This is a genomic window from Sulfurivermis sp. (assembly GCF_059410345.1).
The window spans coordinates 1-25,466 of sequence record NZ_JBLJDO010000024.1; the positions used below are offsets into that span (position 1 = coordinate 1).

28 protein-coding genes are annotated in these 25,466 nt (G+C 64.0%); 2 read left to right on the plus strand and 26 right to left on the minus strand.

Annotation, left to right across the window (positions count from 1 at the left end; genetic code table 11):
• Nucleotides 1-169: 169 nt before the first annotated feature.
• The 24 genes from ACMV8A_RS13910 to trmJ all read right to left on the minus strand — a co-directional run bounded on the left by ACMV8A_RS13910 (nt 170) and on the right by trmJ (nt 22,787).
• Nucleotides 170-835: a hypothetical protein gene (locus tag ACMV8A_RS13910; RefSeq protein ID WP_495326478.1), complete on the minus strand. Its 666-nt coding sequence runs from the start codon at nt 833-835 to the stop codon at nt 170-172.
• Nucleotides 836-1,301: 466 nt separating this feature from the next.
• The gene (locus tag ACMV8A_RS13915) at nt 1,302-1,949 is read right to left on the minus strand and encodes a tetratricopeptide repeat protein (protein ID WP_495326479.1); all 648 of its coding nucleotides are present in this window, start codon (nt 1,947-1,949) and stop codon (nt 1,302-1,304) included.
• 173 nt (nt 1,950-2,122) lie between these two features.
• Nucleotides 2,123-3,940: an adenosylcobalamin-dependent ribonucleoside-diphosphate reductase gene (locus tag ACMV8A_RS13920; protein ID WP_495326480.1), complete on the minus strand. Its 1,818-nt coding sequence runs from the start codon at nt 3,938-3,940 to the stop codon at nt 2,123-2,125.
• A 55-nt stretch (nt 3,941-3,995) separates the two neighbouring features.
• Nucleotides 3,996-4,607 carry a class I SAM-dependent methyltransferase gene (locus ACMV8A_RS13925; protein ID WP_495326481.1) on the minus strand — a complete coding sequence of 204 codons (612 nt, stop codon included), beginning with the start codon at nt 4,605-4,607 and terminating at the stop codon, nt 3,996-3,998.
• A gap of 89 nt (nt 4,608-4,696) precedes the next feature.
• Entirely contained in the window at nt 4,697-6,121 is a 1,425-nt protein-coding gene (der, locus tag ACMV8A_RS13930) for a ribosome biogenesis GTPase Der (RefSeq protein ID WP_495326482.1), read from the minus strand.
• Between the two features lie 19 nt (nt 6,122-6,140).
• The gene (gene bamB / locus ACMV8A_RS13935) at nt 6,141-7,340 is read right to left on the minus strand and encodes an outer membrane protein assembly factor BamB (protein WP_495326511.1); all 1,200 of its coding nucleotides are present in this window, start codon (nt 7,338-7,340) and stop codon (nt 6,141-6,143) included.
• Complete coding sequence (locus ACMV8A_RS13940) at nt 7,340-7,987, minus strand: YfgM family protein (RefSeq protein ID WP_495326483.1); 648 nt, start codon at nt 7,985-7,987, stop codon at nt 7,340-7,342. Before ACMV8A_RS13940 ends, bamB begins: the two co-directional genes overlap by 1 nt.
• 17 nt (nt 7,988-8,004) lie before the next feature.
• Nucleotides 8,005-9,288 carry a histidine--tRNA ligase gene (gene hisS / locus ACMV8A_RS13945; RefSeq protein WP_495326484.1) on the minus strand — a complete coding sequence of 428 codons (1,284 nt, stop codon included), beginning with the start codon at nt 9,286-9,288 and terminating at the stop codon, nt 8,005-8,007.
• A gap of 135 nt (nt 9,289-9,423) precedes the next feature.
• Nucleotides 9,424-10,512: a flavodoxin-dependent (E)-4-hydroxy-3-methylbut-2-enyl-diphosphate synthase gene (gene ispG / locus ACMV8A_RS13950; protein WP_495326485.1), complete on the minus strand. Its 1,089-nt coding sequence runs from the start codon at nt 10,510-10,512 to the stop codon at nt 9,424-9,426.
• A gap of 3 nt (nt 10,513-10,515) precedes the next feature.
• Complete coding sequence (locus tag ACMV8A_RS13955; RefSeq protein ID WP_495326486.1) at nt 10,516-11,370, minus strand: RodZ domain-containing protein; 855 nt, start codon at nt 11,368-11,370, stop codon at nt 10,516-10,518.
• On the minus strand, nt 11,367-12,116 hold the full coding sequence (gene pilW, locus ACMV8A_RS13960; RefSeq protein ID WP_495326487.1) for a type IV pilus biogenesis/stability protein PilW: 750 nt from the start codon (nt 12,114-12,116) through the stop codon (nt 11,367-11,369). Before pilW ends, ACMV8A_RS13955 begins: the two co-directional genes overlap by 4 nt.
• Complete coding sequence (gene rlmN, locus ACMV8A_RS13965) at nt 12,113-13,207, minus strand: dual-specificity RNA methyltransferase RlmN (protein ID WP_495326488.1); 1,095 nt, start codon at nt 13,205-13,207, stop codon at nt 12,113-12,115. Before rlmN ends, pilW begins: the two co-directional genes overlap by 4 nt.
• A gap of 31 nt (nt 13,208-13,238) precedes the next feature.
• Nucleotides 13,239-13,670, minus strand: coding sequence for a nucleoside-diphosphate kinase (gene ndk / locus ACMV8A_RS13970; protein ID WP_495326489.1), 432 nt, complete (start codon nt 13,668-13,670; stop codon nt 13,239-13,241).
• Nucleotides 13,671-13,787: 117 nt separating this feature from the next.
• Nucleotides 13,788-13,982, minus strand: a complete 195-nt coding sequence (gene iscX, locus ACMV8A_RS13975) for a Fe-S cluster assembly protein IscX (protein ID WP_495326490.1) — start codon at nt 13,980-13,982, stop codon at nt 13,788-13,790.
• A gap of 18 nt (nt 13,983-14,000) precedes the next feature.
• Complete coding sequence (gene fdx / locus ACMV8A_RS13980; protein ID WP_495326491.1) at nt 14,001-14,339, minus strand: ISC system 2Fe-2S type ferredoxin; 339 nt, start codon at nt 14,337-14,339, stop codon at nt 14,001-14,003.
• Nucleotides 14,340-14,478: 139 nt separating this feature from the next.
• Nucleotides 14,479-16,350: a Fe-S protein assembly chaperone HscA gene (gene hscA / locus ACMV8A_RS13985; protein ID WP_495326492.1), complete on the minus strand. Its 1,872-nt coding sequence runs from the start codon at nt 16,348-16,350 to the stop codon at nt 14,479-14,481.
• Nucleotides 16,351-16,616: 266 nt separating this feature from the next.
• Nucleotides 16,617-17,150, minus strand: a complete 534-nt coding sequence (hscB, locus tag ACMV8A_RS13990; RefSeq protein ID WP_495326493.1) for a Fe-S protein assembly co-chaperone HscB — start codon at nt 17,148-17,150, stop codon at nt 16,617-16,619.
• 108 nt (nt 17,151-17,258) lie between these two features.
• On the minus strand, nt 17,259-17,582 hold the full coding sequence (iscA, locus tag ACMV8A_RS13995) for an iron-sulfur cluster assembly protein IscA (RefSeq protein WP_495326494.1): 324 nt from the start codon (nt 17,580-17,582) through the stop codon (nt 17,259-17,261).
• Nucleotides 17,583-17,599: 17 nt separating this feature from the next.
• Nucleotides 17,600-17,983, minus strand: a complete 384-nt coding sequence (iscU, locus tag ACMV8A_RS14000; protein WP_495326495.1) for a Fe-S cluster assembly scaffold IscU — start codon at nt 17,981-17,983, stop codon at nt 17,600-17,602.
• 59 nt (nt 17,984-18,042) lie between these two features.
• On the minus strand, nt 18,043-19,260 hold the full coding sequence (locus ACMV8A_RS14005; RefSeq protein ID WP_495326496.1) for an IscS subfamily cysteine desulfurase: 1,218 nt from the start codon (nt 19,258-19,260) through the stop codon (nt 18,043-18,045).
• 26 nt (nt 19,261-19,286) lie between these two features.
• A complete protein-coding gene (locus ACMV8A_RS14010; protein WP_495326497.1) occupies nt 19,287-20,432 on the minus strand; it encodes a cysteine desulfurase family protein in 1,146 nt (381 codons plus the stop codon).
• 21 nt (nt 20,433-20,453) lie between these two features.
• Nucleotides 20,454-20,933 (minus strand): Fe-S cluster assembly transcriptional regulator IscR, encoded by a 480-nt coding sequence (iscR, locus tag ACMV8A_RS14015; protein WP_495326498.1) that lies wholly within the window; start codon nt 20,931-20,933, stop codon nt 20,454-20,456.
• A gap of 69 nt (nt 20,934-21,002) precedes the next feature.
• Nucleotides 21,003-21,830, minus strand: coding sequence for a serine O-acetyltransferase (gene cysE, locus ACMV8A_RS14020; protein WP_495326499.1), 828 nt, complete (start codon nt 21,828-21,830; stop codon nt 21,003-21,005).
• Between the two features lie 210 nt (nt 21,831-22,040).
• A complete protein-coding gene (trmJ, locus tag ACMV8A_RS14025) occupies nt 22,041-22,787 on the minus strand; it encodes a tRNA (cytosine(32)/uridine(32)-2'-O)-methyltransferase TrmJ (protein ID WP_495326500.1) in 747 nt (248 codons plus the stop codon).
• A 69-nt stretch (nt 22,788-22,856) separates the two neighbouring features.
• Here trmJ and suhB point away from each other — a divergent pair, with 69 nt between their 5' ends.
• Nucleotides 22,857-23,660, plus strand: a complete 804-nt coding sequence (suhB, locus tag ACMV8A_RS14030) for an inositol-1-monophosphatase (protein WP_495326501.1) — start codon at nt 22,857-22,859, stop codon at nt 23,658-23,660.
• Nucleotides 23,661-23,751: 91 nt separating this feature from the next.
• Nucleotides 23,752-23,925: a hypothetical protein gene (locus ACMV8A_RS14035; protein ID WP_495326502.1), complete on the plus strand. Its 174-nt coding sequence runs from the start codon at nt 23,752-23,754 to the stop codon at nt 23,923-23,925.
• 44 nt (nt 23,926-23,969) lie between these two features.
• Here the strand turns inward: ACMV8A_RS14035 and rnk are convergent, their stop codons facing one another.
• The gene (gene rnk, locus ACMV8A_RS14040; protein WP_495326503.1) at nt 23,970-24,380 is read right to left on the minus strand and encodes a nucleoside diphosphate kinase regulator; all 411 of its coding nucleotides are present in this window, start codon (nt 24,378-24,380) and stop codon (nt 23,970-23,972) included.
• Nucleotides 24,381-24,511: 131 nt separating this feature from the next.
• The gene (gene secF, locus ACMV8A_RS14045; protein WP_495326512.1) at nt 24,512-25,456 is read right to left on the minus strand and encodes a protein translocase subunit SecF; all 945 of its coding nucleotides are present in this window, start codon (nt 25,454-25,456) and stop codon (nt 24,512-24,514) included.
• Nucleotides 25,457-25,466 lie beyond the last annotated feature (10 nt).

The following is a 25,466-nucleotide window of genomic DNA, read 5'->3' on the forward strand; positions in this document are numbered from 1 at the left end:
GGCAAGAGGTTTCCGCAATCGGGAGCGCTTCCGCAATGCGATTTATTTCCATCTCGGCGGCCTTGACCTATACCCCGCTCAGGTGGGAAAGCGGTGATTCAACCCACTCGAATGAGTGATGACCCATGTTTTTTTGTTTACTCATCATCAGACAACTTCGACAAACCCATTACCCGGATTTTCGGCCTCGCCAGTACAGCGCAAGACCCACAAGTAGCAGATCCAACCCGCCAGCCCCGGTTCCGCCCGACGATACCGCGGCAGCAGACGGAGACTCCACCGTCGTTTCGGGCTGGACGGGCACACGGACCTTGTCCGCATCCTCGACCGGCGGAATTGGTGGTTGGGGCATATCGTGCTGAACACCGGCAACGGCAGGATGCTGCAGCAGCAGCGCGAGACTATCGGCATCAAGCGTCAGGGCCAACATCGGAACCGTGCGGTATATGCGCAACGAATGGATGCCCTCAGGCAGGGCGGAAGGGTGTTGCAACCGCTGCTCCGCGTTGAAACTGGCCGTCATACCGAGACCGCGCAATACGTCCTGTTGCAGGCAGGCGATAGCATGAAGCCGTGCGGACTCCGTCGCTGCGCTGGTTGCCGCACGGCTGAGGTCGCTGCCATCGGATGCTTTCAGCTGAACGATGATCTTGACCGTTCCTCGCTGCCGCGCCAGTGCCAGCAAGGCGGCATCAGCGTCACTTGGATACCGTGGCGCCATTGCCACTGCACTCCATTGCGCATCACAACGCGGAGCTTCCTGCGCCTGCACGGCATAAGACACCAGGCCGATCACAGCCATCAGTAAGGGGTAGAAACTGCGCTTTACACTCACGTATGGCTTCTCCATATGCATATGGTGTGGCTGGAACTCACGCGCATACGTACCGCACGTACGCAAGGCACGCTGCAACAACATTGCTGGCTGCGGAAAGAAGGGGAGAATACGTTCCGTGTACTGACAATACCGATCCATGAGCTTGCATGAGCTAACCGATAGTTAATCTGGATCAATAAAAAACAGGTGAAAGTTCACAGATGCACGCATCCTAGCGGCGTGAGCCAAACAGCGTCAACCCATGGCAGTGGTATGAAATACGTTGTGCGCAAACGGGGGAGAAAATGCAGCGGATGGACGGCGGGAGAGGCGACTGCAAGCATGCCTGTCATGGCGACAGGCTATTGCCGAAAAACGCTATAGAGACAGAAGGGGAGAGGACGCTGCTACGTTGCCAGAATTTACCCCTCCCGGCCTCCCCCGCTCGCGGGGGAGGAGACAGGACGAATTTTTGTGATGGGTTCTACTGATCGAACGCCGACGGCGTCTCCTTCAGTTTCTTCATCTCCGCCTCCAGCAGCGCCTTGGCGGCCAGGCGGCGGCGCGCCTCTTCCTTTTCTGCCTCGGCCTTTTTCAGCTCGGCATCACGGCGGGCCTGGTCTTCCTGCAGGCGGCGCATCTCTTCGCGGCTGCGGGCCAGTTCCTGTTCCAGCTGTTTGCGCTCACGTTCCATGCGCTCCAGCTCCTGCCTGGACACAACATCCTGTGCGGGCGGCGCGGGCGGTTGAACCGGGGCCGGGCGAACCGATGCGGGTGCGGCGGGCGGCAAGCTCGGCATGGCGGCCGGCGCCGATGCCTTCACCATGGGCTCGCCCGCATCCAGCGCGGCCAGCTTGCGCTGGGCTGGGGTATACCCCTGGGCGGCGGAGGTTTCGTACCAGTGTCGCGCCTGGGCGGGATCGGCCTTAACGCCCTGACCCTGGGCATACATCTCGGCCAGCTTGAACTGCGCCTCGGCGTTGCCGATAGTGGCCATCTTCTGCTGGTAGTTGAACAGGCCTTCCCAGATCTTATCCTCTTCGGCCATGACGCCCTGGGCGAGCAGCAACAGACATAGCGAGAGGATAAAGGCGCAGAACCGTTGCGCGGCCTTGTTATGGGTATGTCTCATGTTGCCCCCTTTTATGTGCTGCTGATGGAGGAGATGCAGTCGGCGCCCCCTCTATTCCATCATGGCCGCCGCGTCGCGGCGGGATGTGGCCGACATCACAAAACTTCGTGTAGGAATACCCTGTGGACAAAGGGGCCTATTCCAAAAACGGAGCTGGTTGGGCAGGAAGCAGTTCAGTCCGCCTCGCGCTCGATGGAACAGCAGTGGGAGGCGGACGGCTCCGCCGCCTGCAACACTGCCCCGGTGACCGGATTGGGACGAAAGGTGGTACAGCCCTTGAGGCCGAGGCGGTGCGCCTCGCGGTAGATGGACTGAAACTGTTCAAAGGGATAGTCGGCTGGAATGTTGATGGTCTTGGAGATGGCACTGTCTACATAAGGCTGTAGTGCGGCCTGCATGGCGAGGTGTGCCTGCGGACTCAGTTGAGTGGCGGTCACGAAGTACGGTGGCAGCGGCGCATCACCATGCAGTTCATGCCACAGCCGCCAGGCATAGTCGCTCACTTCATACGGATGGTAGCTGCCATCACGCTCCAGCAGGCGGCGGCTGAACGACCAGTCGAATACGGGCTCCAGTCCGCTGGAGACATTATCGGCCAGCAGACTGATGGTGCCGGTGGGGGCAATGGCGGTGAGGTGACTGTTGCGTATGCCATGCGTCGCGATACCGTCGCGGATGTCGGCGGGCAGGCGCTGCACAAACGGCGAGGCCAGATAGGCGTCGCGCTCGAAGTAGGGAAACGGCCCCTTTTCCCGCGCCAGTTCCACCGAGGCGCGGTAGGCACAGTCGCGCAGTGCCTGCATCACCTGCTGCGCCAGGTGCCGGCCCGCCTCACTGTCGTAACGCAAACCCAGCATGAGCAGCGCATCGGCCAGGCCGGTGAGCCCGAGGCCGAGGCGGCGCGTGCCATGCGCCTGCTCGGCCTGTTGCGGCAGGGGAAAGCGCGAGGCGTCGATGACGTTGTCCATCAGCCGCACCGCCACCTGCACCGTCTCACGCAGGGCATCGCTGTCGATGCGGGCGCCGTCACTGAACGGCGCGTGGATGAAGCGGGGGAGGTTCACCGAGCCCAGATTACAGGCGCCATAGGGCGGCAGCGGCACCTCGCCGCAGGGATTCGTGGCGCTGATCTGTTCGCGGTAACAGAGATTGTTTTCCCGGTTGATGCGATCGACGAACAGCACGCCCGGTTCGGCGTAGTCGTAGGTGGCGCGCATGATCCGTTGCCAGAGCTGGCGTGCCGGGACGCGCTTGATGACACGGCAGGGAACCGAGCCGTGATGCCCCGGCCACTCGCGCAGGACGATTTCACCTGCAGCGCCATCCAGCGCCGCCGCAGGGAATAGCAGCGGCCAGTCGCCGCCCTCCTCCACCGCCTGCATGAACGCATCGCTCACCTGCACCGACAGATTGAAGTGACGCAGCTCGCGCGGGTCGTGCTTGGCGGCGATGAATTGTTCGATATCCGGGTGGTCGCAGCGCAGTGTTGCCATCATGGCGCCGCGGCGCGCGCCGGTGGACAGCAGGGTGGCGCACATGCTGTCCCAGATGCGCATGAACGACACCGGGCCGGAGGCGATGGTGCCGGCGCGGTGGGTCAGGGTACCGGCCGGGCGCAGGGTGGAGAAGTCGTAACCGACGCCGCCGCCCTGCTGCATGGTCAGGGCGCCTTCCTTGAGCGCGTCGAAGATGCCGTCGAGGGAATCGTCGATGGTGCCCATGACAAAACAATTGAACAGGGTGACGTTGCGCGCCGTGCCGCTGCCCGCGAGGATGCGGCCGCCGGGCAGGAAACGGAAGTTGTCGAGGATGGCGTAGAAGCGGGTCTCCCAGGCATGCACCTCACCGCGTTCCTGCCGTGCCAGCGCTAGCGCGACACGGCGCCAGGTATCGGCCACCGTTTGGTCGTGGATCTGCTCGCCGTCCCGGTAGCGGTATTTGCTGTCCCAGACGTGGCGGGAAATCTCGGTGCTGAAGAGGTCGCGGCTCATGGCAGCAAGCATAGCCAACGCCAGAGCGGTTGTGTGCGACCGGCCAGGATTGGCGTCACTGCTTCACAAAGCGGCAATAGACGAAACGCTGTTCCTTCTGTGCCGGAGTGATGTGTCCCTCGCTCAGGGTTTCCACCAGCGTATAACCGGCACCCAGCTCGGCACTGAGGGTAGCGGGGCTATAACGCTGCACCGGCAGATTGCTGCATTTTTCCGGACCATCGAGGGCAAAAGTGGCGATGATCAGATGGCCGCCGCTGCGCAGGCCGCGGTCGAGACGCTGGCGATAGGCCAGGCGGTCGGCAGGTTCGGTGAGAAAGTGGAACACGGCACGGTCGTGCCACAGCGCATAGTTTTTGGCCGGCTCGAAGGCGGTGGCGTCGGCCACGATCCAGTCGACGCGGGCGGCGCGTTCGCCCAGACGCTCACGGGTGTGTTGCAGGGCGGCGGCGGAGATGTCCAGTACGCTGACGTCGCTGTAACCGGCATCGAGCAGGTTGTCGACCAGGCGCGAGGCGCCGCCGCCCATATCGATCACCGGCAAAGACTTGTCGATACCTGCGGCAGCAATCAGGCGCAATGAATATTCCGGCCGCGGCTGAAACCAGCTCACCTCGGTGGGCTGCTTTTGCGCGTAAACCTGCTCCCAATGCTGCTTGCGGTCCATGGTCTCCTCCAGTTGTCATCGTAGGAGCACACCCCGTGGGCGACGACCGTGTCGCGGGCCATGTGCGCCGCGAGGACTCGGCTCCTACATTACATTTTCTTTTTGCGGGCGCGTTTTTTCTCGGCCTTCTTGATGTGCGCCACCATGCGCTTGCGCTTTTGCGCCTGACGCGGGGTGAGCGTGTTCTTCTTGCCGGCGTAGGGATTGTCGCCGGACTTGAACTCGATGCGTACTGGCGTACCTTCCAGCCGGAGATGTTCACGGAAGAAATTGGACAGATAGCGTTGATAGCTGTTGGGTACCTGCTCAGTCTGGTTGCCATGGATGATGATCAGCGGCGGATTCTTGCCGCCCTGGTGGGCGTAGCGCAACTTGATGCGGCGGCCACCGACCAACGGCGGCTGGTGCGCCACCAGCGCGGATTCCAGCAGACGGGTCAGTTCGGGGGTGGAGAATTTGCGCAGTGCCGAGGCGTAGGCGCGCTTCACCGAACCGAACAGATCGCCGACACCGGTGCCGTGCAGCGCGGAGATGTAGTGCAGCTTGGCGAAGTCGAGGAACGGCAGTTTCAGATCCAGTTCGCGCCGCACATTGTCGCGTTGGTCCTGGCTAAGGCCGTCCCACTTGTTCACCGCCAGCACCAGGGCGCGGCCGGCATCGAGCACGAAACCCAGCAGGGTGGCGTCCTGCTCGCTGATGCCCTCGCGCGCATCCAGCACCATCACCACCACGTTGGCCTCTTCGATGGCCTGCAGCGTCTTGATGACGCTGAACTTCTCGATGGCCTCGTCGATGCGCGCGCGGCGCCGCACGCCGGCGGTGTCGATCAGGGTGTAGTCCTGGCCATCGCGCTCGAAGGGGATGAAGATGCTGTCGCGGGTGGTGCCCGGCATGTCGAACACCACCACACGCTCCTCGCCGAGGATGCGATTGACCAGGGTGGATTTGCCGACATTGGGGCGGCCGACGATGGCGACCTTGATGCGATCATAGTCGTCCCCTTCGGCCTCCTCCTCTTCCTCCTCCGGCAGCGCCGCCAGCACCTGCTCCATCAGGCGCGGTACGCCGCGGCCGTGCACGGCGGCGATGGGCACCGGCTCGCCCAGACCAAGGCCGTGGAACTCCGCCGCCAGCTGTGCCGGGTCACCGGTATCGGTCTTGTTGACCACCAGCATCACATCCTTGCCGCGCTGGCGCAGCCAACGGGCGATCGCTTCATCAGAGGCATTGAGACCGTCACGGCCATCGACCATGAACAGCACCACATGGGCCTCGTCCACCGCCTGCTGCACCTGCCGCACCATCAGGCCTTCGAGGCCCTGTTCGTTGCCAGACAGGCCACCGGTATCGACCACGATGTAGGGACGCTCACCCACCTTGCCGACACCATACTGGCGATCGCGCGTCAGGCCGGGCATGTCCGCCACCAGGGCGTCACGGGAACGGGTGAGGTAATTGAACAGGGTGGATTTGCCGACGTTGGGCCGCCCCACCAGGGCGATGACCGGTTTCATGACAGTGGTTGAATCCTAATTAATCCGGCAACACGCGCAGGGCATTGAGAGTACCGCGTTTGTCCATGGCGTAGACGTGATCGTCCAGCACCTGGGGCGCGGCGAGGACGGCGCGATCCTCTTGATAACCATTACCAGGATAGTAGGACGGTACCGGATACAGCGCTTCCCAGTCCTCCACCCGCACCCGTGCCAGCAAGGAACCTTCCTCGCGCGACAGCCAGTGTACATAACCCTCGAAATCGGCCACGACGACAGCGCCGCCCTGCACCGCCGGCGCAGACAGGGAACGGCCGCGCAGCGCGTTCTGCCGCCACAACGTGCCGCCATTGCTGCGCGCCAGCGCCCACAGATTACCCTCGGCATCGGTGACATACAGATCACGACCGGCGACGGCCAACCCCGACCAGGTGGAGAAATCGCGCGTCCACAGCAGACGGCCGCTGTCCAGGGTCAGCGCCGCGATGCGGCCCTGATAACCGGCGGCATACACTACGCCGTCACGCACGACCAGGCGCGCATCGACATCGACCATACGTTCCAGCTCGGTGCGGCCGCGCGGGATCGCCAGCGCCGTCTCCCACAGCGGCCGGCCGTCCTGCAGGGACACGGCGGCGAGGCGACCGCTGTCGAAACCGGCCACCACGATGCTGCCCTCAATCTGCGGCTCACCCACGCCGCGCAGCGACAATAGCGGCACCGGCTGGCTGTAGCGCCACAGGCGGCGACCGTCACTGGCGTCGAGTCCGAACAGTGCACCATCCACGCTGCGCGCCACCACCACATTGCCGCTGCGCCGCGGCGCCGCCAGCACCTCGCTGCTCACCGGCGCACGCCAGCGCACCTGACCGTCGCGCTTGTCCAGGGCGATCACTTCCGCATCGCCGCCCAGCAGCAGCAGATCGCCGCCGTCGCCTGGCCCGCCGTTGATCGCGGTATCGAGATCGGCACGCCACACGCGCGCGGCCGACTCCAGTTCAAACGCCTCCACCCGCCCCTTGCGGTCGGCCGCGTAGATGCGATCCCGTTCCACCAGCGGCGTCAGGGCGATGAAATGTTTGTCCACCCCCTTGCCGAGCTGGCGCGCCCACCGCGCCTCCACCGCGAGCGCCGGCTTGAAGGCGGTCAGCTCAGCCGGCGGGTCCAGGGCCAGACGGCTCGGGCCGCTGCTGCAGGCAGCGAGCAGCGGAGCAGCGACAGCAAGTAGGAAAAGGCGCATCACTGGGCGGCAACTCCGGCATCGGCAAGATCGTCCACCTTCATGCGCAGCACCTGCTGCTTGGCAGGCACATCAGCCGATGCAGCCAGGGCCGACTGATAGGCACGCAGCGCATCGGCGCGACGCCCTTGCGCCAGATAGGCATCCCCCTTCACCTCTTCGGCCAGGGCAGTGAAGCTGCCGCTACCGAGGCCGCTCACCTGCTGCAAGGCCGCGTCGGTTTGACCCTGCGCCACCAGCACCCGCGCCAGGCGCACCTGTGCCAGCTTGCGCACCTCGTCCAGCTTGGCGTTTTGCATCACCCAGCGCAGATGGGCGCCGGCACCATCGAGATCATTCTGATCGACGGCCTGCTGCGCCAGACTCAGCGAGGCCAGCGCGGCATAGGGCGTGTTGGCGTGTTCGGCAATGATGCGGCGCGCAATCTCCACCACCTCGCGGCCCTCGCCCTCATCCATACGCTGCAATAACATCTGGTACTGGGTGGAGGCATCCTCCGCCTGGGCGCGGGTGCTCTCCTGCCAATAGCGCCAGCCAAACACGGCCGCCAGTGCCAGCACGGCGCCGATGATCACGCTGCGCCCGTTTTCCTTCCACCAATCCTTGAGCGCTTCAACCTGTTCTTCTTCGGTACGATAGACTTCCACCGTGTTGTCTCCTTTGATTATTTGCGTCCGGCCACATAGTCCCGCAGAAACGGAACAATGCTGTCCAGGGCCAATGTCTGCTGTTCCGCCTGTTCGCGCAGGGACTTGATGCCGACGCTACCGTTGACGACCTCTTCCTCGCCCATCACCAGGGCGAGCGCAGCGCCGCTCTTGTCCGCCCGCTTCAACTGGCTCTTGAAATTGCCGCCGCCGTGATTGAGCTGGACGCGCAAGCCCGGCACCTCGTCGCGCAGCCGCTCGGCCAGCAGCATGGCGTGTTGCTGCGCCATATCCCCCACGCGCACCAGATAGACGTGGGGCCGGAACTGCTCCAGCGGCACCACGCCCTCGTCCAGCAATGCCGTAAGACGTTCCAGGCCGATGGCAAAGCCGATGGCCGGCGTCGCCTTGCCGCCCAGTTGTTCCACCAGACCGTCGAAGCGGCCGCCGGCGCACACCGTGCCCTGCGCGCCCAGCTTGTCGGTGACCCACTCGAACACAGTGCGGCCATAGTAATCGAGGCCGCGTACCAGACAGGGATTGACCTGGTAGCGCACGCCGGCGGCCTCCAGCTGCACGCACAATCCATCGAAATGCGTTTTTGACTCTGCATCCAGATGTTCGGTCAGCTTGGGCGCCGCCGCGATGAGCTGCGCCATGTCCGGATTCTTGCTGTCGAGGATGCGCAGCGGATTGCTCAGCAGACGACGGCGGCTATCCTCGTCGAGCTGTTCCATGTGTTGCTCGAAGTACAGCACCAGCTTCTCGCGGTAAATGGCGCGCGCATAGGACGAACCCAGCGAGTTGAGTTGCAGGGTAACGGAGTCCTCCAGACCGAGCAGGCGCCACAGGCGCGCGCTCATCAGGATCAACTCGGCATCCACATCCGGGCCTTCTAGGCCGAATACCTCGACGCCGATCTGATGGAACTGGCGGTAGCGTCCCTTCTGCGGCCGCTCGTGACGGAACATCGGCCCGAGGTACCACAGCTTCTGCGTCTGGTTGTAGAGCAGACCGTTCTCGATGGCGGCGCGCACGCAGCCGGCCGTCCCTTCCGGGCGCAAGGTGAGCGAATCGCCGTTGCGGTCCTCGAAGGTATACATCTCCTTCTCGACGATATCGGTCACCTCGCCGATGGAGCGTTTGAACAGCTCGGTCTTCTCGACAATCGGCATGCGCACCTCGCTGTAGCCATAGGAGGCCAGCAAAGCGCGCAGGGTCTGCTCCACGAACTGCCAGGTCGGCGTCTGCTCCGGCAGGATGTCGTTCATCCCGCGCACGGCCTGAATATTACCGCTCAATGTGTTTCTCCACTAATACACAAAAACCAACTTCATACCCCGGCGCAGAGACGCAGAGGCGCAGAGAAAATCAATTGGATGAATATCTCTGCGCTTCGGCGTCTCTGCGACAGATTTGTTTTCATGCCCTAACGTTCAGGCGTTGTCCTTGCGCCGCGCCAGTTCGGCGCGGATCTGTTTTTCCAGTTCATCCACCAGGTGTGCGTTGTCTACCTTGTGGTCCGGCTTGCCGCCGACGTAAAGCAGGTTGGGCTGGCCGCCGGCCAGGCCGATGTCGGCCTCGCGCGCCTCGCCCGGGCCATTGACCACGCAGCCGATCACCGCCACATCCAGCGGCTCCAAGACATCTTCCAGGCGCTGCTCCAGCGCATTCACCGTGGCGATGACGTCGAAGTTCTGCCGCGAGCAGGACGGGCAGGCAATGAGATTGATGCCCTTGCTGCGCAGGTGCAGGCTCTTGAGGATGTCGAAACCGACGCGGATCTCCTCCACCGGGTCCGCCGCCAGCGACACCCGGATGGTGTCACCGATACCGTCCACCAGCAGCAGGCCGAGGCCGATGGCCGACTTCACCGCGCCGGCGCGAAAGCCGCCCGCCTCGGTGATGCCCAGGTGCAAGGGCTGTTCGATCTGTGCCGCCAGCTTGCGGTAGGCTTCCACGGTGAGAAACACCTCGGACGCCTTGAGGCTGATCTTGAAGTCCTGAAAATCGAGCTTGTCGAGGATCTCGATGTGGCGCAGTGCCGACTCGACCAGCGCATCGGCGGTGGGCTCGCCGTATTTCTTCTGCAGGTCCTTTTCCAGAGAACCGGCATTCACGCCGATGCGGATCGGGATGTTGCGCTCGCGCGCCGCGCTCACCACGGTGCGCACGCGATCCTCGCGCCCGATGTTGCCGGGATTGATGCGCAGACAGTCAGCACCCAGCTCGGCCACGCGCAGCGCGATCTTGTAGTCGAAGTGGATGTCGGTAACCAGCGGCACCTGCACCTGCTTCTTGATTTCGCCGAAGGCCTCGGCGGCCGCCATGTCCGGCACCGAGACACGCACGATATCGGCACCCACCGCTTCCAGGGCGCGGATCTGCCGCACCGTCGCCGCCACATCGCAGGTGTCGGTATTGGTCATGCTCTGCACCGAGATGGGCGCATCACCGCCTACCGGCACATTGCCGACCATGATCTGGCGCGACTTGCGCCGCTTGATGGGGGAAGGCTGGTGCATGTTCTACTCGGCGAGGGGCTTGTTGTCGGCGGCCTTGCCGAGGCGGAACTTGGCCACGTCGCGGCGATGGAAGGGACGGTGATCGTACACCTGCCCCTGGTAGTACAGCGTCACCGCCGGCGCATAGCCGAGGAACACCTCGAACGGCGCCTTGCCACGCACGGTGCGGGTGGTTCCCTCCTTCAACAACTCATAGGCCACCTGCGTACCCGCGGCGTCCTTGATCTCCAGCCAGCAATCGCCATGGGTCGCCTCCAGCTGGATTTCGGCCAGGGCCAGCGGTGCCGCCACCGGTGCCGGCGGCTCGGCCGCCGGGGGCGGCTCCTGCGCCACAGGTTCCTCGGGCGGTGCCGTCTCGCCCGCCGGCGGCAGTGACAATTCCACCGTGCCACCGGAGCGCAGCGTCGGAACCTGCTCCAGCACGGCCTCGGTTTCCTGCGGCTGGCGGGCCAGCCACCAGGCCACCAGCAGACCGATGAGCAGCAGGATGAGCAGCCAGGTCACCACTCTTACCGGCCAATCGCTGCTGCGCCGCTGATGCGGCGCCATCACCGGCGACACCAGTACCGGCGACTCGTCGCGCCGCTCCAGCATGGCGACCAGCTCCTCGGCCGGCAAATCCAACAGACGCGCATAGCTGCGCAGATAACCGCTGACGAAAGCCACCGGCGGCAGGTGGGCGGTGTCGTCCTCCTCCAGCGCACGGATCAGTTCCAACCGCAGACGCAGACGTGTGGACACTTCCTCCCGGCTCAGACCTGCTGCTTCACGCGCCAGACGCAGACGTTGGCCGGGGCCGCAGGCCACTGCCGCGTCCTGCGCCATCGCTTCGGTATTGGATTCGTCGTTCACGGTCATCGGGATTTCAGGTAGAGCTGGGTTTCTTCCGCAGTGGGGAAATTATTGCGCAGTGACAGGCTGTAACTGGACAGGGCATTGCGGTCACCCAGCACCCGTTCGATCTGGATCCCCAGCCACAGGCTCTGCGGCGTATGCGGGGCGATTGCCGCATAGCGCTGCAGGAAAGCGCGCGCGGAAATATGGTTGCCCTGTTGCAGGGTGATACTTGCCATCGCCAGCAGCGACTTGGGCAAACGGGCGTTGATCTTCAGCGCTTCGCGGTAATACTGCTCGGCCTTCACCAAGTCGCCCTTTTCCTGCATGCACTGGCCGAGGTTCTCATAGGCCTGTTCGCGCCCCGGCCACACCGGGTTCTGCAGGGCCTGCAGGAAACGCCTTTCACCTTCGTCATACCGCCCCTCGCTGCACAGGAACACGCCATAGTTGTTCTGAATGGACGAGTCGTCCGGTGCCAGCGAGGCAGCGCGGCGGAAATGCTCGCCGGCCTTGTCGTTGCGTTCGAGGCGGCGGTACAGCTCGGCTAGGTAGTGATGGGCATTGACCGAGCGCGAATCGTATTCCACCGCCTTGAGCAGCTTTTCCATGGCCAGTTCATTATTGCCCTGCACCATGTAGCGTAGACCAAGCTCCGAATTGAATTCGGCGGCCTTCTTCGGATCGGTGGTGTCACGCTCGGGGCTGCTGGCGCAACCGCCCAGCAGGGCAAACACAAGCAACAGGGCGAAGCTGCGCAGATTAATCATGAGGCGATCCTTTGCATGGTGACGATCTTCTGACTGCGGCGGGTCCGATCCTGCACCTCACCCACCAGCTGGCCACAGGCGGCGGCGATGTCGTCGCCGCGCGTCTTGCGGGTGACGGTGATCAGGTTGCCCGCCATCAGGATGTCGCGGAAGCGATCGATGGCTTCCTGACTGGAACGACGGTAACTGGTGCCGGGGAAGGGATTGAACGGAATCAGGTTGACCTTGGCCGGCGTGCCGCGCAGCAGCTTGAGCAGGGCGCGGGCGTGTTCCGGCGTATCGTTGACCCCTTCCAGCATGGCGTATTCGAAGGTGACGCGGCGGTGCGGCACATCGGCGCAATAACGGCGGCAGGCGGCCAGCAGTTCGGCGATGGGGTACTTGCGGTTGATGGGCACCAGCTCGTTGCGCAACTCATCATTGGGCGCATGCAGCGATACCGCCAGACTGACGTCGATGGCCTCGCGCAGCTGGTCGATGGCCGGCACCACGCCGGCAGTACTCACCGTGACGCGGCGCTTGGAGATACCGAAGGCGTAGTCGTCCTGCATCAGCTCCATCGCCTTCACCACGTTGTCGAAGTTGAGCAGCGGCTCGCCCATGCCCATCAGCACCACGTTGGTGATCACCCGCTCGCCCTTGTTCTGCGGCAGGCCGATGAGGCGCGTGGCAAGCACCACCTGGCCGATGATCTCGGCCGTGGTGAGGTTGCGGTTATAGCCCTGCTGGGCAGTGGAACAGAAGGAGCAATTGAGGGCGCAGCCCACCTGGGACGACACGCACAGGGTGGAGCGATCCTTCTCCGGGATGTACACCATCTCGATGGAATTGCCGTCGGCCAGACGCAGCATCCACTTGCGGGTGCCGTCGCGCGAAGGCATGTCCACGGCCACGTCGGGCAGGCGCACCTCGGCCTGTTCCTTCAAGTGATCGCGCAGGGCCTTGCTCAGATTGCTCATGGCGTCGAAGTCGTCGACGCCATGATGGTAGATCCACTTCATCACCTGAGAAGCACGAAAGGCCTTCTCACCCAACGCGGTGAAGAAGGCCTCCATGTCCTGCCGGTTCAGATCCAGCAGATTGGTCTTCATAGGCTTCGCCTCTCAGGCCGCGCCGCGTCCCTTAACGGGTGCGCGGGCAGAGTTCCTCAGGCTTGAAGAAGTAGGCGATCTCGGCCTTGGCGGTGTCCGGGCCGTCGGAGCCGTGCACGGCATTCTCGTCGATGGACACGGCGAAATCGGCGCGGATGGTGCCGGGAGCCGCATCCTTCGGATTGGTGGCGCCCATCACCTCACGATTCTTGGCAATGGCGTTCTCCCCTTCCAGCACCTGTACCATGACCGGGCCGGAGGTCATGAAGGCGACCAGATCCTTGAAGAAGGGACGCTCCTTGTGCACGGCATAGAAGCCTTCCGCCTGCGCCTTGGACAGGTGCAGCATCTTGGCGGCGACGATCTTCAGGCCGGCCTTCTCGAAGCGGGCGTAGATCTCGCCAATGACGTTCTTGGCCACGGCGTCGGGCTTGATGATGGAAATGGTGCGTTCGATGGCCATCTACTGTGAATCTCCGTTACAAACCAATGGATTAAGGGGGTAAAAACGTAGAACCCGCGATTATACGCGGGCTCGGGGGGGCATTCCAGCGGAGACTGGCCCGCGTCTGGCGGCAGATCAGCTCCGCTCGTCGATCCAGGCCATCTGGATGGCCTCGAGGATTTTCTCGTTGGAACTTTCGGGATCGTCGGCGAACTCCGGCAAGGCGCAGACCCAGGCATGCAGGTCGGTATAGCGTACCCACTGCGGGTCCACATCCGGATGGGCCTCATCCAGGGCAATGGCGATGTCTAGGGTGTCGGTCCAATTCATGTCGGTTCTCTGTGCGGGTCAATGCCTCTCCGACACCATGTTGATGGTGTACTTGGGGATCTCCACGACCAGGTCGGTATCACCCACCACGGCCTGGCAGGACAGGCGCGAGTCCGGTTCCAGCCCCCAGGCTTTGTCCAGCATGTCTTCCTCCAGCTCCTCGGCAGGATTGAGGGAGGCGCCGCCTTCGCGGATGTAGACATGGCAGGTGGTGCAGGCACAGGACTTCTCGCAGGCGTGCTCGATCTCGATGCCGTGGGCCAGGGCGGCATCGCATACGGTGGTGCCCGGCTCGGCCTGGATCACCGCACCCTCGGGGCAGATTTCCTCGTGCGGCAAAATGATGATTTGAGGCATGGGTGATGTTTCCTCCGCCAAGAAAAGGCTTTTCAGTCCGCAAATGAACGCGAATGGGCGCCAATCGAGCGAGTTGGCACCATGGCACTGCGGATAAGACATTGGCGTGTATTTGCGTTCATTCGCGGACTGATTGTACTCAAAGTTCGTCTATGCGATGGCCGGCCAGGGCCTTTTTGATGCCGGCATCCATGCGCCGGGCAGCGAATTCTGCGCTGGCGTGATCCATGGCCTCGATGGCGCGCTTGATGGCACGGTGATCGTTGCCGTCGCGGGCGACGCGCAAGGCGGCCATGGCCTGATCTATGGCGGCGCGCTCCTGCCCATTCAACAGATCGGCGCCGTCGGCGGCGAGGGCGGCGGTCAGCGCCTCCAACACGCGGTCGGCCTCCACCTGCTGCTCGCGCAGATTACGGGCGGCCACGTCATCCTCGGCATGGGCCATGGAATCGCGCAACATCTGCTCGATCTCGCCATCGGTGAGGCCATAGGACGGCTTCACCTGGATGCTGCTCTCCACCCCGGAGGTCATCTCGCGGGCGGACACACTGAGCAAGCCATCGGCATCCACCTGGAAGGTGACGCGGATGCGGGCGGCGCCGGCGGCCATAGGTGGGATGCCATGCAGTTCGAAGCGGGCCAGGGAGCGGCAGTCGCTCACCAGGTCGCGCTCGCCCTGTACCACATGCACCGCCATGGCGGTCTGGCCATCCTTGAAGGTGGTGAACTCCTGGGCGCGCGCCACCGGGATGGTGGTATTGCGCGGGATCACCTTCTCCACCAGGCCGCCCATGGTCTCCAGGCCCAGCGACAGCGGGATGACGTCCAGCAGCAACATCTCGCTGTCCGGCTTGTTGCCCACCAGCACGTCGGCCTGCATGGCGGCGCCCACGGCCACCACCTTGTCCGGATCGATGTCGGTGAGCGGAGTGCGGCCGAAGAACTCGCCCACCAGTTCGCGCACCCGCGGCACGCGGGTGGAGCCGCCTACCATCACCACCTCTCTCACCTCCGCCGTGTCGATGCCGGCGTCCTTGAGGGCACGGCGGCAGGCGGCCAGGGTCTTGCGGATCAGCGGGTCGACCAGGGCGTGGAACTGCTCGCGCGACAGTTCCCCCTGCCAATGGGTACCATCGGCCAGCTCCACCTTGAGCGGCGTCACGGTGGCGTTGGTGAGCGCCTCCTTCGCCGCGCAGGCATCACGCAGCAGGCGGCGCATCTGGCGGTGGTCGGCATCGTCGCCGATACCGGCCTGGGCCATGATCCATTCGGCGATGGCATGATCGAAGTCATCGCCGCCCAGGGCCGAGTCGCCGCCGGTGGACATTACCTCGAACACGCCCCGGGACAGGCGCAGGATGGAGATGTCGAAGGTACCGCCGCCCAGATCATAGATGGCGATGACCCCCTCCTCACCGCGGTCCAGGCCATAGGCCACGGCCGCGGCAGTGGGTTCGTTGAGCAGGCGCAGCACATTGAGGCCGGCAAGCCGGGCGGCGTCCTTGGTGGCCTGACGCTGGGCATCATCGAAATAGGCCGGCACGGTGATCACCACGCCGGTGAGGTCGCCGCCCAGGGCGGTCTCGGCGCGCAGCTTGAGCGCCTTGAGGATCTCGGCCGACACCTCCACCGCGCTGACATCGCCACCGGCGGTATGCAGGCGCGGCACGGCCGCCTCGGCACTGACAAACTCATAGGGCAGGCGCTCGCCCAGCGCCTTCACATCCTTCACCCCGCGCCCCATCAGGCGCTTCACCGAGGCGATGGTGTTGAGCGGGTCGGCCGCTGCCATGGCCTTGGCCTCGAACCCCACCTGCGGCACGGCACCTGCCACGTAGCGCACCACCGAGGGCAGCAGGTGACGGCCCTGCTCATCGGGCAGGGTCTCGGCCAAACCACTGCGCACACTGGCCACCAGGGAGTTGGTCGTACCCAGATCAATGCCCGCTGCCAGCCGGTGCTGGTGCGGTATAGTGGATTGGCCGGGTTCGGCGATTTGCAGCAGTGCCATGACTTGTTCCGTTTCGCCTTACCGGCGCAAAAAACCTCAGTCCGCAAATGCACGCAAATTATCGCTTCACCACATTCGCGCCCATTTGCGTATATTCGCGGACCATTTCTTAGGGAAGCTCTGAATAAGTTCAGAGCTTCCGCGGCACAGGGATGTGCCGCCATGTTCCAACGACGATAAGCCGTTGGAACATGAAGCGAATCGAAAATCACATTTTTCGAGTCGCGTGGGCTGAGAAGTCCAGGATGGACTTATTCAGACCTTCCTTAGTTGTTATGCGCCAGGTCGTCCTCGCGCTCATCAACTTCATCCAGCAGCTTGCGCATGAATTGCAGCTTGCGCAACCGCTCCGGCGCCTGTTGCAGCGCATCCGCTTCACCGCGTTGGAACAGTGCGGCCAGTTCCTCTACCAGGCGCCGTTCGGTGGCCTCGGCGCTGCCGCGCACCTGCTCCAGCGCGGCAAAGGGATCGGCCGCCTGCGGTGCCGCATCCAGGGCCTCGCGCAACTCCATCTGTTCCATCAGGAACATGGGGTCCATGCGGGTGTCGGTGTCGGACAGGGTGATGCCGTTCAGCTCCAGCAGATAGCGGGCGCGGGCCAGCGGGTCCTTCAGGGTGCGATAGCCCTCATTGATCAGCGAGGCCTGCTGCACCGACAACAGGCGCTCACGTTCGGAGGCGCCGGCATAGCGATCGGGATGGGCGGCGCGTTGCAGGTCGCGGTAGCGCAGGGCCAGGGCCTCGGCATCCACTTCGAAGCCCACCGGCAGTCCGAACAACTGGAAGTAGTTTTCGCTCATCGCCGCCCTTGAAAATAATCAACCACGGAGAACACGGAGTTCCATCATTGCATCCTGCCCCGTGTACTTCGCGCTCTCCGTGGTTTGCCGGCCGTGCCGTACGAGGCCTCAGACGTTGAAGCTTTCGCCGCAGCCGCAGGCGTCCTTGACGTTGGGATTGTTGAAGCGGAAACCTTCGTTGAGGCCCTCGCGGGTGAAGTCCAGTTCGGTGCCGTCCAGATACAACAGGCTCTTGGGGTCGATGATGACCTTGACGCCGTGGCCCTCGAACACCTGATCCTCGGGCTGTAATTCGTCGACGAACTCCAGCACGTAGGACATGCCGGAGCAACCGGAGGGCTTCACGCCCAGACGGATGCCCACACCCTTGCCGCGATTGGTCAGGAACTTCTGCACGTGGCGGGCAGCCGCTTCGGTGATGGTGACGGCCATGGGAGTAACCTCGCTGCTTATTTCGCCTGCTTGGCCTTGTAGTCTTCGATGGCGGCCTTGATGGCATCCTCGGCCAGTACCGAGCAGTGAATCTTCACCGGCGGCAGCGCCAGTTCCTCGGCGATCTGGCTGTTCTTGATCTCCAGTGCCTGGTCCAGGGTCTTGCCCTTCATCCACTCGGTCACCAGCGAACTGGAGGCGATAGCGGAGCCGCAACCGTAGGTCTTGAACTTGGCATCCTCGATGACACCGTTCGGGCTGACCTTGATCTGCAAACGCATCACGTCGCCGCAGGCCGGCGCGCCAACCATGCCGGTGCCGACATCAGCCGCGTCCTTGTCCAGGGCGCCGACGTTGCGCGGATTTTCGTAGTGGTCGATGACCTTGTCGCTATATGCCATTTCGCTGAACCTCGCCTGCTAACCGACCCGGCCCACAGGCCGGGACTCGCGATGATAAATCAATGCGCCGACCACTGCACGGTGGAGAGGTCGATGCCCTCCTTGTACATGTCCCACAGGGGGGACAACTCGCGCAGCTTGGAAATCTTCTGGTGAATCAGCTCCACCGCGCGGTCGATGTCCTGCTCGGTGGTGTAGCGACCGATGGAGAAGCGCAGCGAGCTGTGCGCCAGCTCGTCCGGGCGGCCGATGGCACGCAGCACGTAGGACGGTTCCAGGCTGGCCGAGGTACAGGCCGAGCCGGAGGACACCGCCAGATCGCGCAGCGCCATCATCAGCGACTCGCCCTCCACATAGTTGAAGCTGATGTTGAGGTTATGCGGCACGCGGCGCTCCATGTCGCCGTTGACGTAGACCTCTTCGATGTCCTGCACGCCCTTGAGCAGGCGGTCGCGCAGCATGCGGATGCGCTCGTTTTCCTGCGCCATCTCCTCGCGGGCAATACGGAAGGCCTCGCCCATGCCGACGATCTGGTGAGTGGGTAGGGTGCCGGAGCGCATGCCGCGCTCGTGGCCGCCGCCGTGCATCTGCGCCTCCAGGCGCACGCGCGGCTTGCGGCGCACGTACAGCGCACCGATGCCCTTGGGGCCATAGCACTTGTGGGCGGAGAAAGACATCAGATCGACCTTGAGCTTGTCCAGGTCGATGGGCACCTTGCCGGCGCTCTGCGCCGCGTCGACGTGGAACAGGATGCCGCGGGCGCGGGTCATCTCGCCGATGGCGGCGATGTCCTGAATCACGCCGATTTCGTTGTTCACGTGCATGATGGACACCAGGATGGTGTCGGGACGCATGGCCGCCTCCAGCTTGGCCAGGTCGATCATGCCGTTGAGTTCGGGTTGCAGGTAGGTGATTTCGTAACCGAAGCGTTCCAGGTGGCGGCAGGTATCCAGCACGGCCTTGTGTTCGGTCTTGCTGGTGATGATGTGCTTGCCCTTCTTGGCGTAGAACTCGGCCACGCCCTTGATGGCCAGGTTGTCCGATTCGGTGGCACCGGAGGTCCACACGATCTCCTTGGGGTCACAGTTGACCAGGGCGGCCACCTGCTTGCGCGCCTCTTCCACTGCCTGCTCCGCCTCCCAGCCGAAGACATGGGAACGGGAAGCCGGGTTGCCGAAATGGCCGCTGTCCAGGGTCAGGAAGCTGCACATCTTCTCTGCCACCCGCGGGTCGACAGGGGTGGTGGCGGCGTAATCCAGATAGATCGGTTTGCTCATCACTTGCTCCATTCCTGTTGGCAGCGTCACCAGGCCGTGGCGGCCAGGGTCTGCAACCGCGCCGCCTGCGTGCGCAGCGCGGCGATCAAGGTATCCACATCGTGTTCCGTATTGCCGGCGCCGAGACTGACGCGTACCGCGCAGCGCGCGATCTCCGCGCTCACGCCCATGGCGCGCAACACATGGCTCGGCTCGCTATAGCCGCTGCCGCAGGCGGCGCCGCTCGACAGCGCCAAGCCCAGGCGATCCAGCTCCAGCAGCAGCGTCTCCCCCTCCATACCGGGCAGGGCCAGAAACACTGTGTTCGGCAGCCGCGGCGCCTGTGCGGCAAACACCAGCGCCTGCGGCACCTGCGTCGCCAGCCCCAGCTCCAGCCGCTGCCGCAACGCGCTCATGCGTGAACTGCGTGCCGCCAGTTCGGCCTGGGCCAGCTCGGCGGCGCGGCCAAAGCCGACGATACCGGCCAGATTCTCGGTACCGCCACGGCGGCCCTTTTCCTGCCCGCCGCCGTGCAACAGCGGCTCCATGTCCACCGCCTTGTCCAGCAGCAGTGCGCCGACACCCTTGGGGCCGTTCAGCTTGTGCGCCGACATACTCATCAGGTGGGCGCCGCTGGCGGTAAAATCAACCGGCAACTTGCCCAGCACTTGCACCGCATCGGTGTGCAGCACGGCACCCGCCGCCCGCACCGCCGCCGCGATGGCGGCCATATCATTCACCACGCCGGTTTCGTTATTGGCCCACATCACCGAAACCAGGCGCGCACCGTCCCGCAGCGCCGCGCTGACCGCCTGCGCCGTCACCTCTCCCTGGTCCGTCACCGGAATGGTTGCCGTCGTCCAGCCGGCGCGGGCCAAGGCCGCGGCCGGTTGCTGCACCGAGGCATGTTCCACGGCGCTGACGGCAAGGCATGAGGCCGGCATGCGCGCGGCCACGCCCTTGAGGGCGGCATTGTTGGCCTCGGTGCCCCCGCTGGTGAATACCACCTGCGAGGGATGGGCGCCGGCCAGGGCCGCCACCTGCTCCCGCGCCTGCTCCAATGCCGCGCGTGCCGCGCGACCCAGGGCATGGACACTGGAGGGGTTGCCGTAAGCTCCCGCAAACCAGGGGAGCATCGCCTCCAGCACCCGCTCATCGAGCGGGGTGGTGGCATTGTGATCCAGATAGATCACGGTCTACTGCAACAAACAGGCTTAACTGACGACGGCCTTCCGGCTTGCCGCCAGCGGAACGGCCTTGTGCTCATGCTTGTGGCCGCTGGCCTCGCGCACGTGGTGCTGCGCCACCAGCTTGGCCAGACTGATGCCCTGCAGGAAGGCATAGATCTGGTTGCTGAGATCGCACCACAGTTCGTGGGTCAGGCACTCGCCCTCTTCATGGCAGTTGCCCAGCCCGTTGCAGCGCATGGCATCGACCTTCTCGTCCACCGCGGTAATGACGTCGGCGACACAGATCTCGCCGGCATCCCGGCTCAGGCGGTAACCGCCACCGGGGCCGCGGGCGGAGTCCACCAGCCCGTTCTTGCGCAGTTTGGAAAACAGCTGCTCCAGATAGGAAAGGGAGATACCCTGACGCTGGGAAATGTCCGCCAGCGTGATGGGGCCATCCTTATAATGGAGAGCCAGGTCGAGCATTGCAGTGACCGCGTAGCGGCCTTTCGTAGTCAGCCTCATTGCCTTGTCCCTATTGACCCAGTAAAGTTGTGGATGTCGGTAGCGCGTAAATTAGCAATACCAACCAAATCAGTCAACTTTTTTTTCCATTCTTTCCGCAGGGCATCCGCTGCACTCCTCGCTGCTCTTGCAACCGGCCGCCGGCTCAGAACTGCTGCGGATTTCGCACGATCCCAGCGGCGGCACCGGGACGTCGCCCAGCTCCGCCCCCAGCGCTTTCAAGCCCTTGCACATCTCCTCCATCTTGCTGTCCATGGCGTGGATGTGGTCGAGCATGCAATTGATGGCGTTGGCCACCGGGTCCGGCATGTCCTGGGTGGTGCCGTAGGCATCGAAGCCGATCTTCGCGGCGATGGCGCGGCGCCGCTCGCTGTGCTCATCGCTCTTGCGGCTGACTACCCGGCCCGGAATGCCCACTACGGTAGCCCCTGCCGGCACGTCCTTCACCACCACCGCGTTGGAGCCGATGCGCGCCCCCTTGCCGATGGTAATGGGGCCGAGCACCTTGGCGCCGGCACCCACCACCACGTTGTCCTCCAGGGTGGGATGACGCTTGCCCTTGTCCCAGCTGGTGCCGCCCAGGGTGACGCCGTGATACAGGGTGCAGTCGTCGCCAATCACCGCCGTCTCGCCGATCACCACGCCCATGCCATGGTCAATGAAGAAACGGCGGCCCAGGGTGGCGCCGGGATGGATCTCGATGCCGGTGAGCCAACGGGCGAAGTGGGACAGCACGCGCGCCAGCCAGCGCCAGCCCCAGTGCCACAGGCGGTGGCTCAGGCGGTGTACCAGCACCGCATGCAGACCGGGATAGGCGGTGAGGATTTCGAGGGTGCTGCGCGCCGCCGGGTCGCGCTCGAAGATGCAGCGGATATCCTCGCGTAGGGAATCGAACATGAAAGATGACCGTCAGGGAATCCCGATTAGATATATCGGCTTCATTCTCGCATAGAAGGCATCCGCAAATGAACGCCAATAAGCACGAATGCCGGCATATCGTTTCAGGCTGCTGCCCCGGGGTACCGATGAGCGCCCCTGCCGGACATCAGGCCAGACCCTTTCGCGCTTCGCTGGGATATTTGCGTCCATTCGCGTTCATTCGCGGATTCACCGCCTTACGCGCTTCTGCGTCTCGGTGAGGATGCCTCGCAGGATATTGAGTTCGACCCGTTCGGTGCGGGCGCGGTTGTAGAGCCGGCGCAGGCGGCGCATCACCTGGCGCGGATTGGTCGGATCGAGAAACCCGATAGCAACGAGCGTTTGCTCCAGGTGGGCATAGAACGACTCCAGTTCGTCAGCACTGGCGTAGTCGCCCTCATCGGCGACCAGCGGCTCTGCACCCAACAGAGCCATGCGCAGCTCATAGCTCACCACCTGCACCGCCGCTGCCAGATTGAGCGAGCTGTAGTCGGGGTTGGCGGGGATGTGCAACAGATAGTTGCAACGCTGCAACTCCTCGTTGCTGAGGCCGGAATGCTCGCGGCCGAACACCAACGCCACTTCCTGACCGGCCACCGCCGCGGCCGTGGCGCGCTGCGCCGCGCTGCGCGCATCGGACAGCGGCCAGGGCAGCGAACGCAGCCGCGCGCTCGCCCCCATGACCATGGAACAGCCGGCCAAAGCCTCATCCAGGCTGTCGCACACCACGGCACGGGTGAGCAGGTCATCGGCACCCGAGGCGCGCGAGGTGGCCTCGGCACAAGGGTACTGCTGCGGCCGCACCAGGTACAGGCGCGACAGGCCCATCACCTTCATGGCGCGGGCAGCGGCACCGATATTGCCCGGATGACTGGTCTCCACCAACACCACGCGCAGGCGGGCAAGGGCGGTCAAATTGTCTGCGGCAGGCTGCATTTTTCCCCTGTTCCCATTAAACTAGCGCCCTTCCCTGTTCTTTCTCTTTAACAATCGGAGAGTGCCTCCATGCACCCCATGCTGAATATCGCGGTCCGCGCGGCGCGCCGGGCCGGCGACATTATCGCCCGTTCCGCCGAACATGTGGATGGCCTCACCGTCACCAGCAAGTCGCACAACGACTTCGTCAGCGAAGTCGACCGCCGCGCCGAGCAGGAAATCATCCAGATTATCCAGAAGGCCTACCCGCACCACGCCATCATGGCGGAGGAAAGCGGCGCGCACCGCGCCGGCTCCGATACCTACGAGTGGATCATCGACCCGCTGGACGGCACCACCAATTTCCTCCACGGCTTCCCGCAGTACGCCGTGTCCATCGCGCTGATGGTGAAGGGCCAGCTGGATCAGGCGGTGATCTACGACCCGGTGAGCCAGGACCTGTACACCGCCAGCCGCGGCAGCGGCGCCCAACTCAACAACCGCCGCCTGCGCGTGTCGCGCCGCAACGAATTGGACGGCACCCTGATCGGCACCGGCTTCCCGTTCCGCCAGCCGGACCTGCTCGACCCCTATCTCAATACCTTCCGTGCCATGGCGCCCAAAGTGGCCGACATCCGCCGCGCCGGCTCCGCCGCGCTGGACCTGGCCTACGTCGCCGCCGGCCGTCTCGATGGCTTCTGGGAATTCGGCCTGTCACCGTGGGACATGGCGGCCGGTGCCCTGCTGATCCAGGAGGCCGGCGGTGTGGTGAGCGACTTCGGTGGCGGGCAGAACTATCTCAGCAGCGGCAACATCGTCGGCGGCAACCTCAAGCTACACGGCGCCATCCTCAAGACCATCCAGCCGGTCCTGCCGGAGTCGCTGCAACGCTGAGGTGACGGCCACCCCGGCGGTGCATCTCAAGTTCCTGACGCTGTGACCGACAACCTGAAGGACTCTCCACCTCAGGCATCGGAACCACAGCGTGCAGGCACTTCGCATCACCCCCATCGCGCCCCTCGAACTCACCATGCGTGAGGTGCTCGACGGTCTGGACGACCTCGCCAGCGGCTTTGCCTGGCAGAGCACGCCGGGCGTGTTCGAGATCATCGCCATCGAGGCGCCCGAGGGCGCGCACGACAGCCACGCCGCCGCCTAAGTTCAGGATGGACTTATTCGGACCCTCCCTTATTCAGAGCCTCCCTAACGGTTATAGTCTCCCGCCGCCTCTGGCTGATAGAGCACTTCCCGCACCCGCAGGCGCAACACTTGCCCGCCCGGCCCCGGCCAGTCGATTTCCTGCCCCGCCGCCAGTCCCAGCATGGCCGTCCCCACCGGCGCCAGGATCGACACCCGCCCCGCCGTACCATCGGCCTCGGCCGGATAGACCAGAGTCAGCTCATATTCCCGCCCCTCACCCTCCTCCACGCAACGCGCGGTGGAATGCATGGTGATCACCCCCGCCGGCATCTGCTCCGGCTCCACCACCTCGGCCCGCTCCAGTTCCTGGCGCAGGGCGGCTGCGGCCGGCAGGTGGCGATACTGCGGCCGCTGCAACAGGGTATCCAGGCGATCGTAATCGCTGCTGGTGATCTTGATTGCGGGCATGGTCATTTCATTACTCCTTAACTTACTGCATCGTTCACCGGCCCAAAAACACAGGGCCGGCACCTTGCGGTCCGGCCCTGTGTCTTATGCGGGCCGGCCGGCGTGTTGCCAGGCTGCCCGGACAGGTTCCGTGCAGCCTAAGGCTGGTTCTCCATCTCTTCCTCTCCCTCGCCTTCTTTCTTCACCGGCATGAGGTTTTCCTTGCTGATGCCGAGCGCCAGAGCGGCGGTGCTGGCAACGTAGACCGAGGAATAGGTCCCCACCAGGATGCCGATGAGGAAGGCGACAGCAAAACCGCGGATCATCTCGCCGCCGAAGATCACCAGCGCCAGCACCACCAGCAAGGTGGTACCGGACGTCAGCACGGTACGCGACAGGGTCTGGTTGATGGAGGTATTGACCACCTCCACCGGCGTCGCCTTGCGCATCTTGCGGAAGTTCTCGCGGATACGGTCGTAAATAACGATGGTGTCGTTGAGCGAGTAGCCTATCACCGCCAGCATTGCCGCCAGCACCGTCAGATCGAAGCTCCACTGGAACAAAGCGAACAGTCCGAGGATCAACACCGGGTCGTGAATCAACGCGATGATGGCGCCGACGCCGAGACGGTATTCGAAGCGCAGCGCCACGTAGATCAGGATACCGATGAGCGCATACAGGATGGCCAGACCTCCGTTCTCCAGCAGCTCTTCGCCCACCTGCGGACCGACGAACTCCACCCGGCGCAGTTCCAACTTCTCACCGGCGGCGTGTTCCAGGGCCGCATGCACCTCATTGCTCAACGTCGCCGAGGTCATGCCCTCACGCGGCGGCACGCGCACCATCACCTCGCGCGCGGTGCCGATGTGTTGCACCACTGCGTCGCCATAGCCGCTGGTCACCAGGGCGGCACGCACCTCAGTCAGTTCCGCCGGCTTGGAATAACCCAGTTCAATAAGGGTGCCACCGGTGAAATCGATGCCGAGATTGAGCGGACGCATGATCAACGCGCCGATGGAAATCACGAACAGCACGATGGAGATCACCACCGCCACCTTGCGCTGGCCGAGGAAATCGTAATTGGCGTTACGGAAGATCTGCATAGTCACTTTC

Excerpts from the sequence above, each read along its gene's own strand:
- ACMV8A_RS13915 (WP_495326479.1), bottom strand. The coding sequence starts at position 1,949 with ATGAGACATACCCATAACAAGGCCGCGCAACGGTTCTGCGCCTTTATC.
- ACMV8A_RS13920 (WP_495326480.1), bottom strand. The coding sequence starts at position 3,940 with ATGAGCCGCGACCTCTTCAGCACCGAGATTTCCCGCCACGTCTGGGAC.
- ACMV8A_RS13925 (WP_495326481.1), bottom strand. The coding sequence starts at position 4,607 with ATGGACCGCAAGCAGCATTGGGAGCAGGTTTACGCGCAAAAGCAGCCC.
- der (WP_495326482.1), bottom strand. The coding sequence starts at position 6,121 with ATGAAACCGGTCATCGCCCTGGTGGGGCGGCCCAACGTCGGCAAATCC.
- bamB (WP_495326511.1), bottom strand. The coding sequence starts at position 7,340 with ATGCGCCTTTTCCTACTTGCTGTCGCTGCTCCGCTGCTCGCTGCCTGC.
- ispG (WP_495326485.1), bottom strand. The coding sequence starts at position 10,512 with ATGCACCAGCCTTCCCCCATCAAGCGGCGCAAGTCGCGCCAGATCATG.
- ACMV8A_RS13955 (WP_495326486.1), bottom strand. The coding sequence starts at position 11,370 with ATGACCGTGAACGACGAATCCAATACCGAAGCGATGGCGCAGGACGCG.
- pilW (WP_495326487.1), bottom strand. The coding sequence starts at position 12,116 with ATGATTAATCTGCGCAGCTTCGCCCTGTTGCTTGTGTTTGCCCTGCTG.
- rlmN (WP_495326488.1), bottom strand. The coding sequence starts at position 13,207 with ATGAAGACCAATCTGCTGGATCTGAACCGGCAGGACATGGAGGCCTTC.
- ndk (WP_495326489.1), bottom strand. The coding sequence starts at position 13,670 with ATGGCCATCGAACGCACCATTTCCATCATCAAGCCCGACGCCGTGGCC.
- iscX (WP_495326490.1), bottom strand. The coding sequence starts at position 13,982 with ATGAATTGGACCGACACCCTAGACATCGCCATTGCCCTGGATGAGGCC.
- fdx (WP_495326491.1), bottom strand. The coding sequence starts at position 14,339 with ATGCCTCAAATCATCATTTTGCCGCACGAGGAAATCTGCCCCGAGGGT.
- hscA (WP_495326492.1), bottom strand. The coding sequence starts at position 16,350 with ATGGCACTGCTGCAAATCGCCGAACCCGGCCAATCCACTATACCGCAC.
- hscB (WP_495326493.1), bottom strand. The coding sequence starts at position 17,150 with ATGAGCGAAAACTACTTCCAGTTGTTCGGACTGCCGGTGGGCTTCGAA.
- iscA (WP_495326494.1), bottom strand. The coding sequence starts at position 17,582 with ATGGCCGTCACCATCACCGAAGCGGCTGCCCGCCACGTGCAGAAGTTC.
- iscU (WP_495326495.1), bottom strand. The coding sequence starts at position 17,983 with ATGGCATATAGCGACAAGGTCATCGACCACTACGAAAATCCGCGCAAC.
- ACMV8A_RS14005 (WP_495326496.1), bottom strand. The coding sequence starts at position 19,260 with ATGAGCAAACCGATCTATCTGGATTACGCCGCCACCACCCCTGTCGAC.
- iscR (WP_495326498.1), bottom strand. The coding sequence starts at position 20,933 with ATGAGGCTGACTACGAAAGGCCGCTACGCGGTCACTGCAATGCTCGAC.
- cysE (WP_495326499.1), bottom strand. The coding sequence starts at position 21,830 with ATGTTCGATTCCCTACGCGAGGATATCCGCTGCATCTTCGAGCGCGAC.
- trmJ (WP_495326500.1), bottom strand. The coding sequence starts at position 22,787 with ATGCAGCCTGCCGCAGACAATTTGACCGCCCTTGCCCGCCTGCGCGTG.
- suhB (WP_495326501.1), top strand. The coding sequence starts at position 22,857 with ATGCACCCCATGCTGAATATCGCGGTCCGCGCGGCGCGCCGGGCCGGC.
- rnk (WP_495326503.1), bottom strand. The coding sequence starts at position 24,380 with ATGACCATGCCCGCAATCAAGATCACCAGCAGCGATTACGATCGCCTG.
- secF (WP_495326512.1), bottom strand. The coding sequence starts at position 25,456 with ATGCAGATCTTCCGTAACGCCAATTACGATTTCCTCGGCCAGCGCAAG.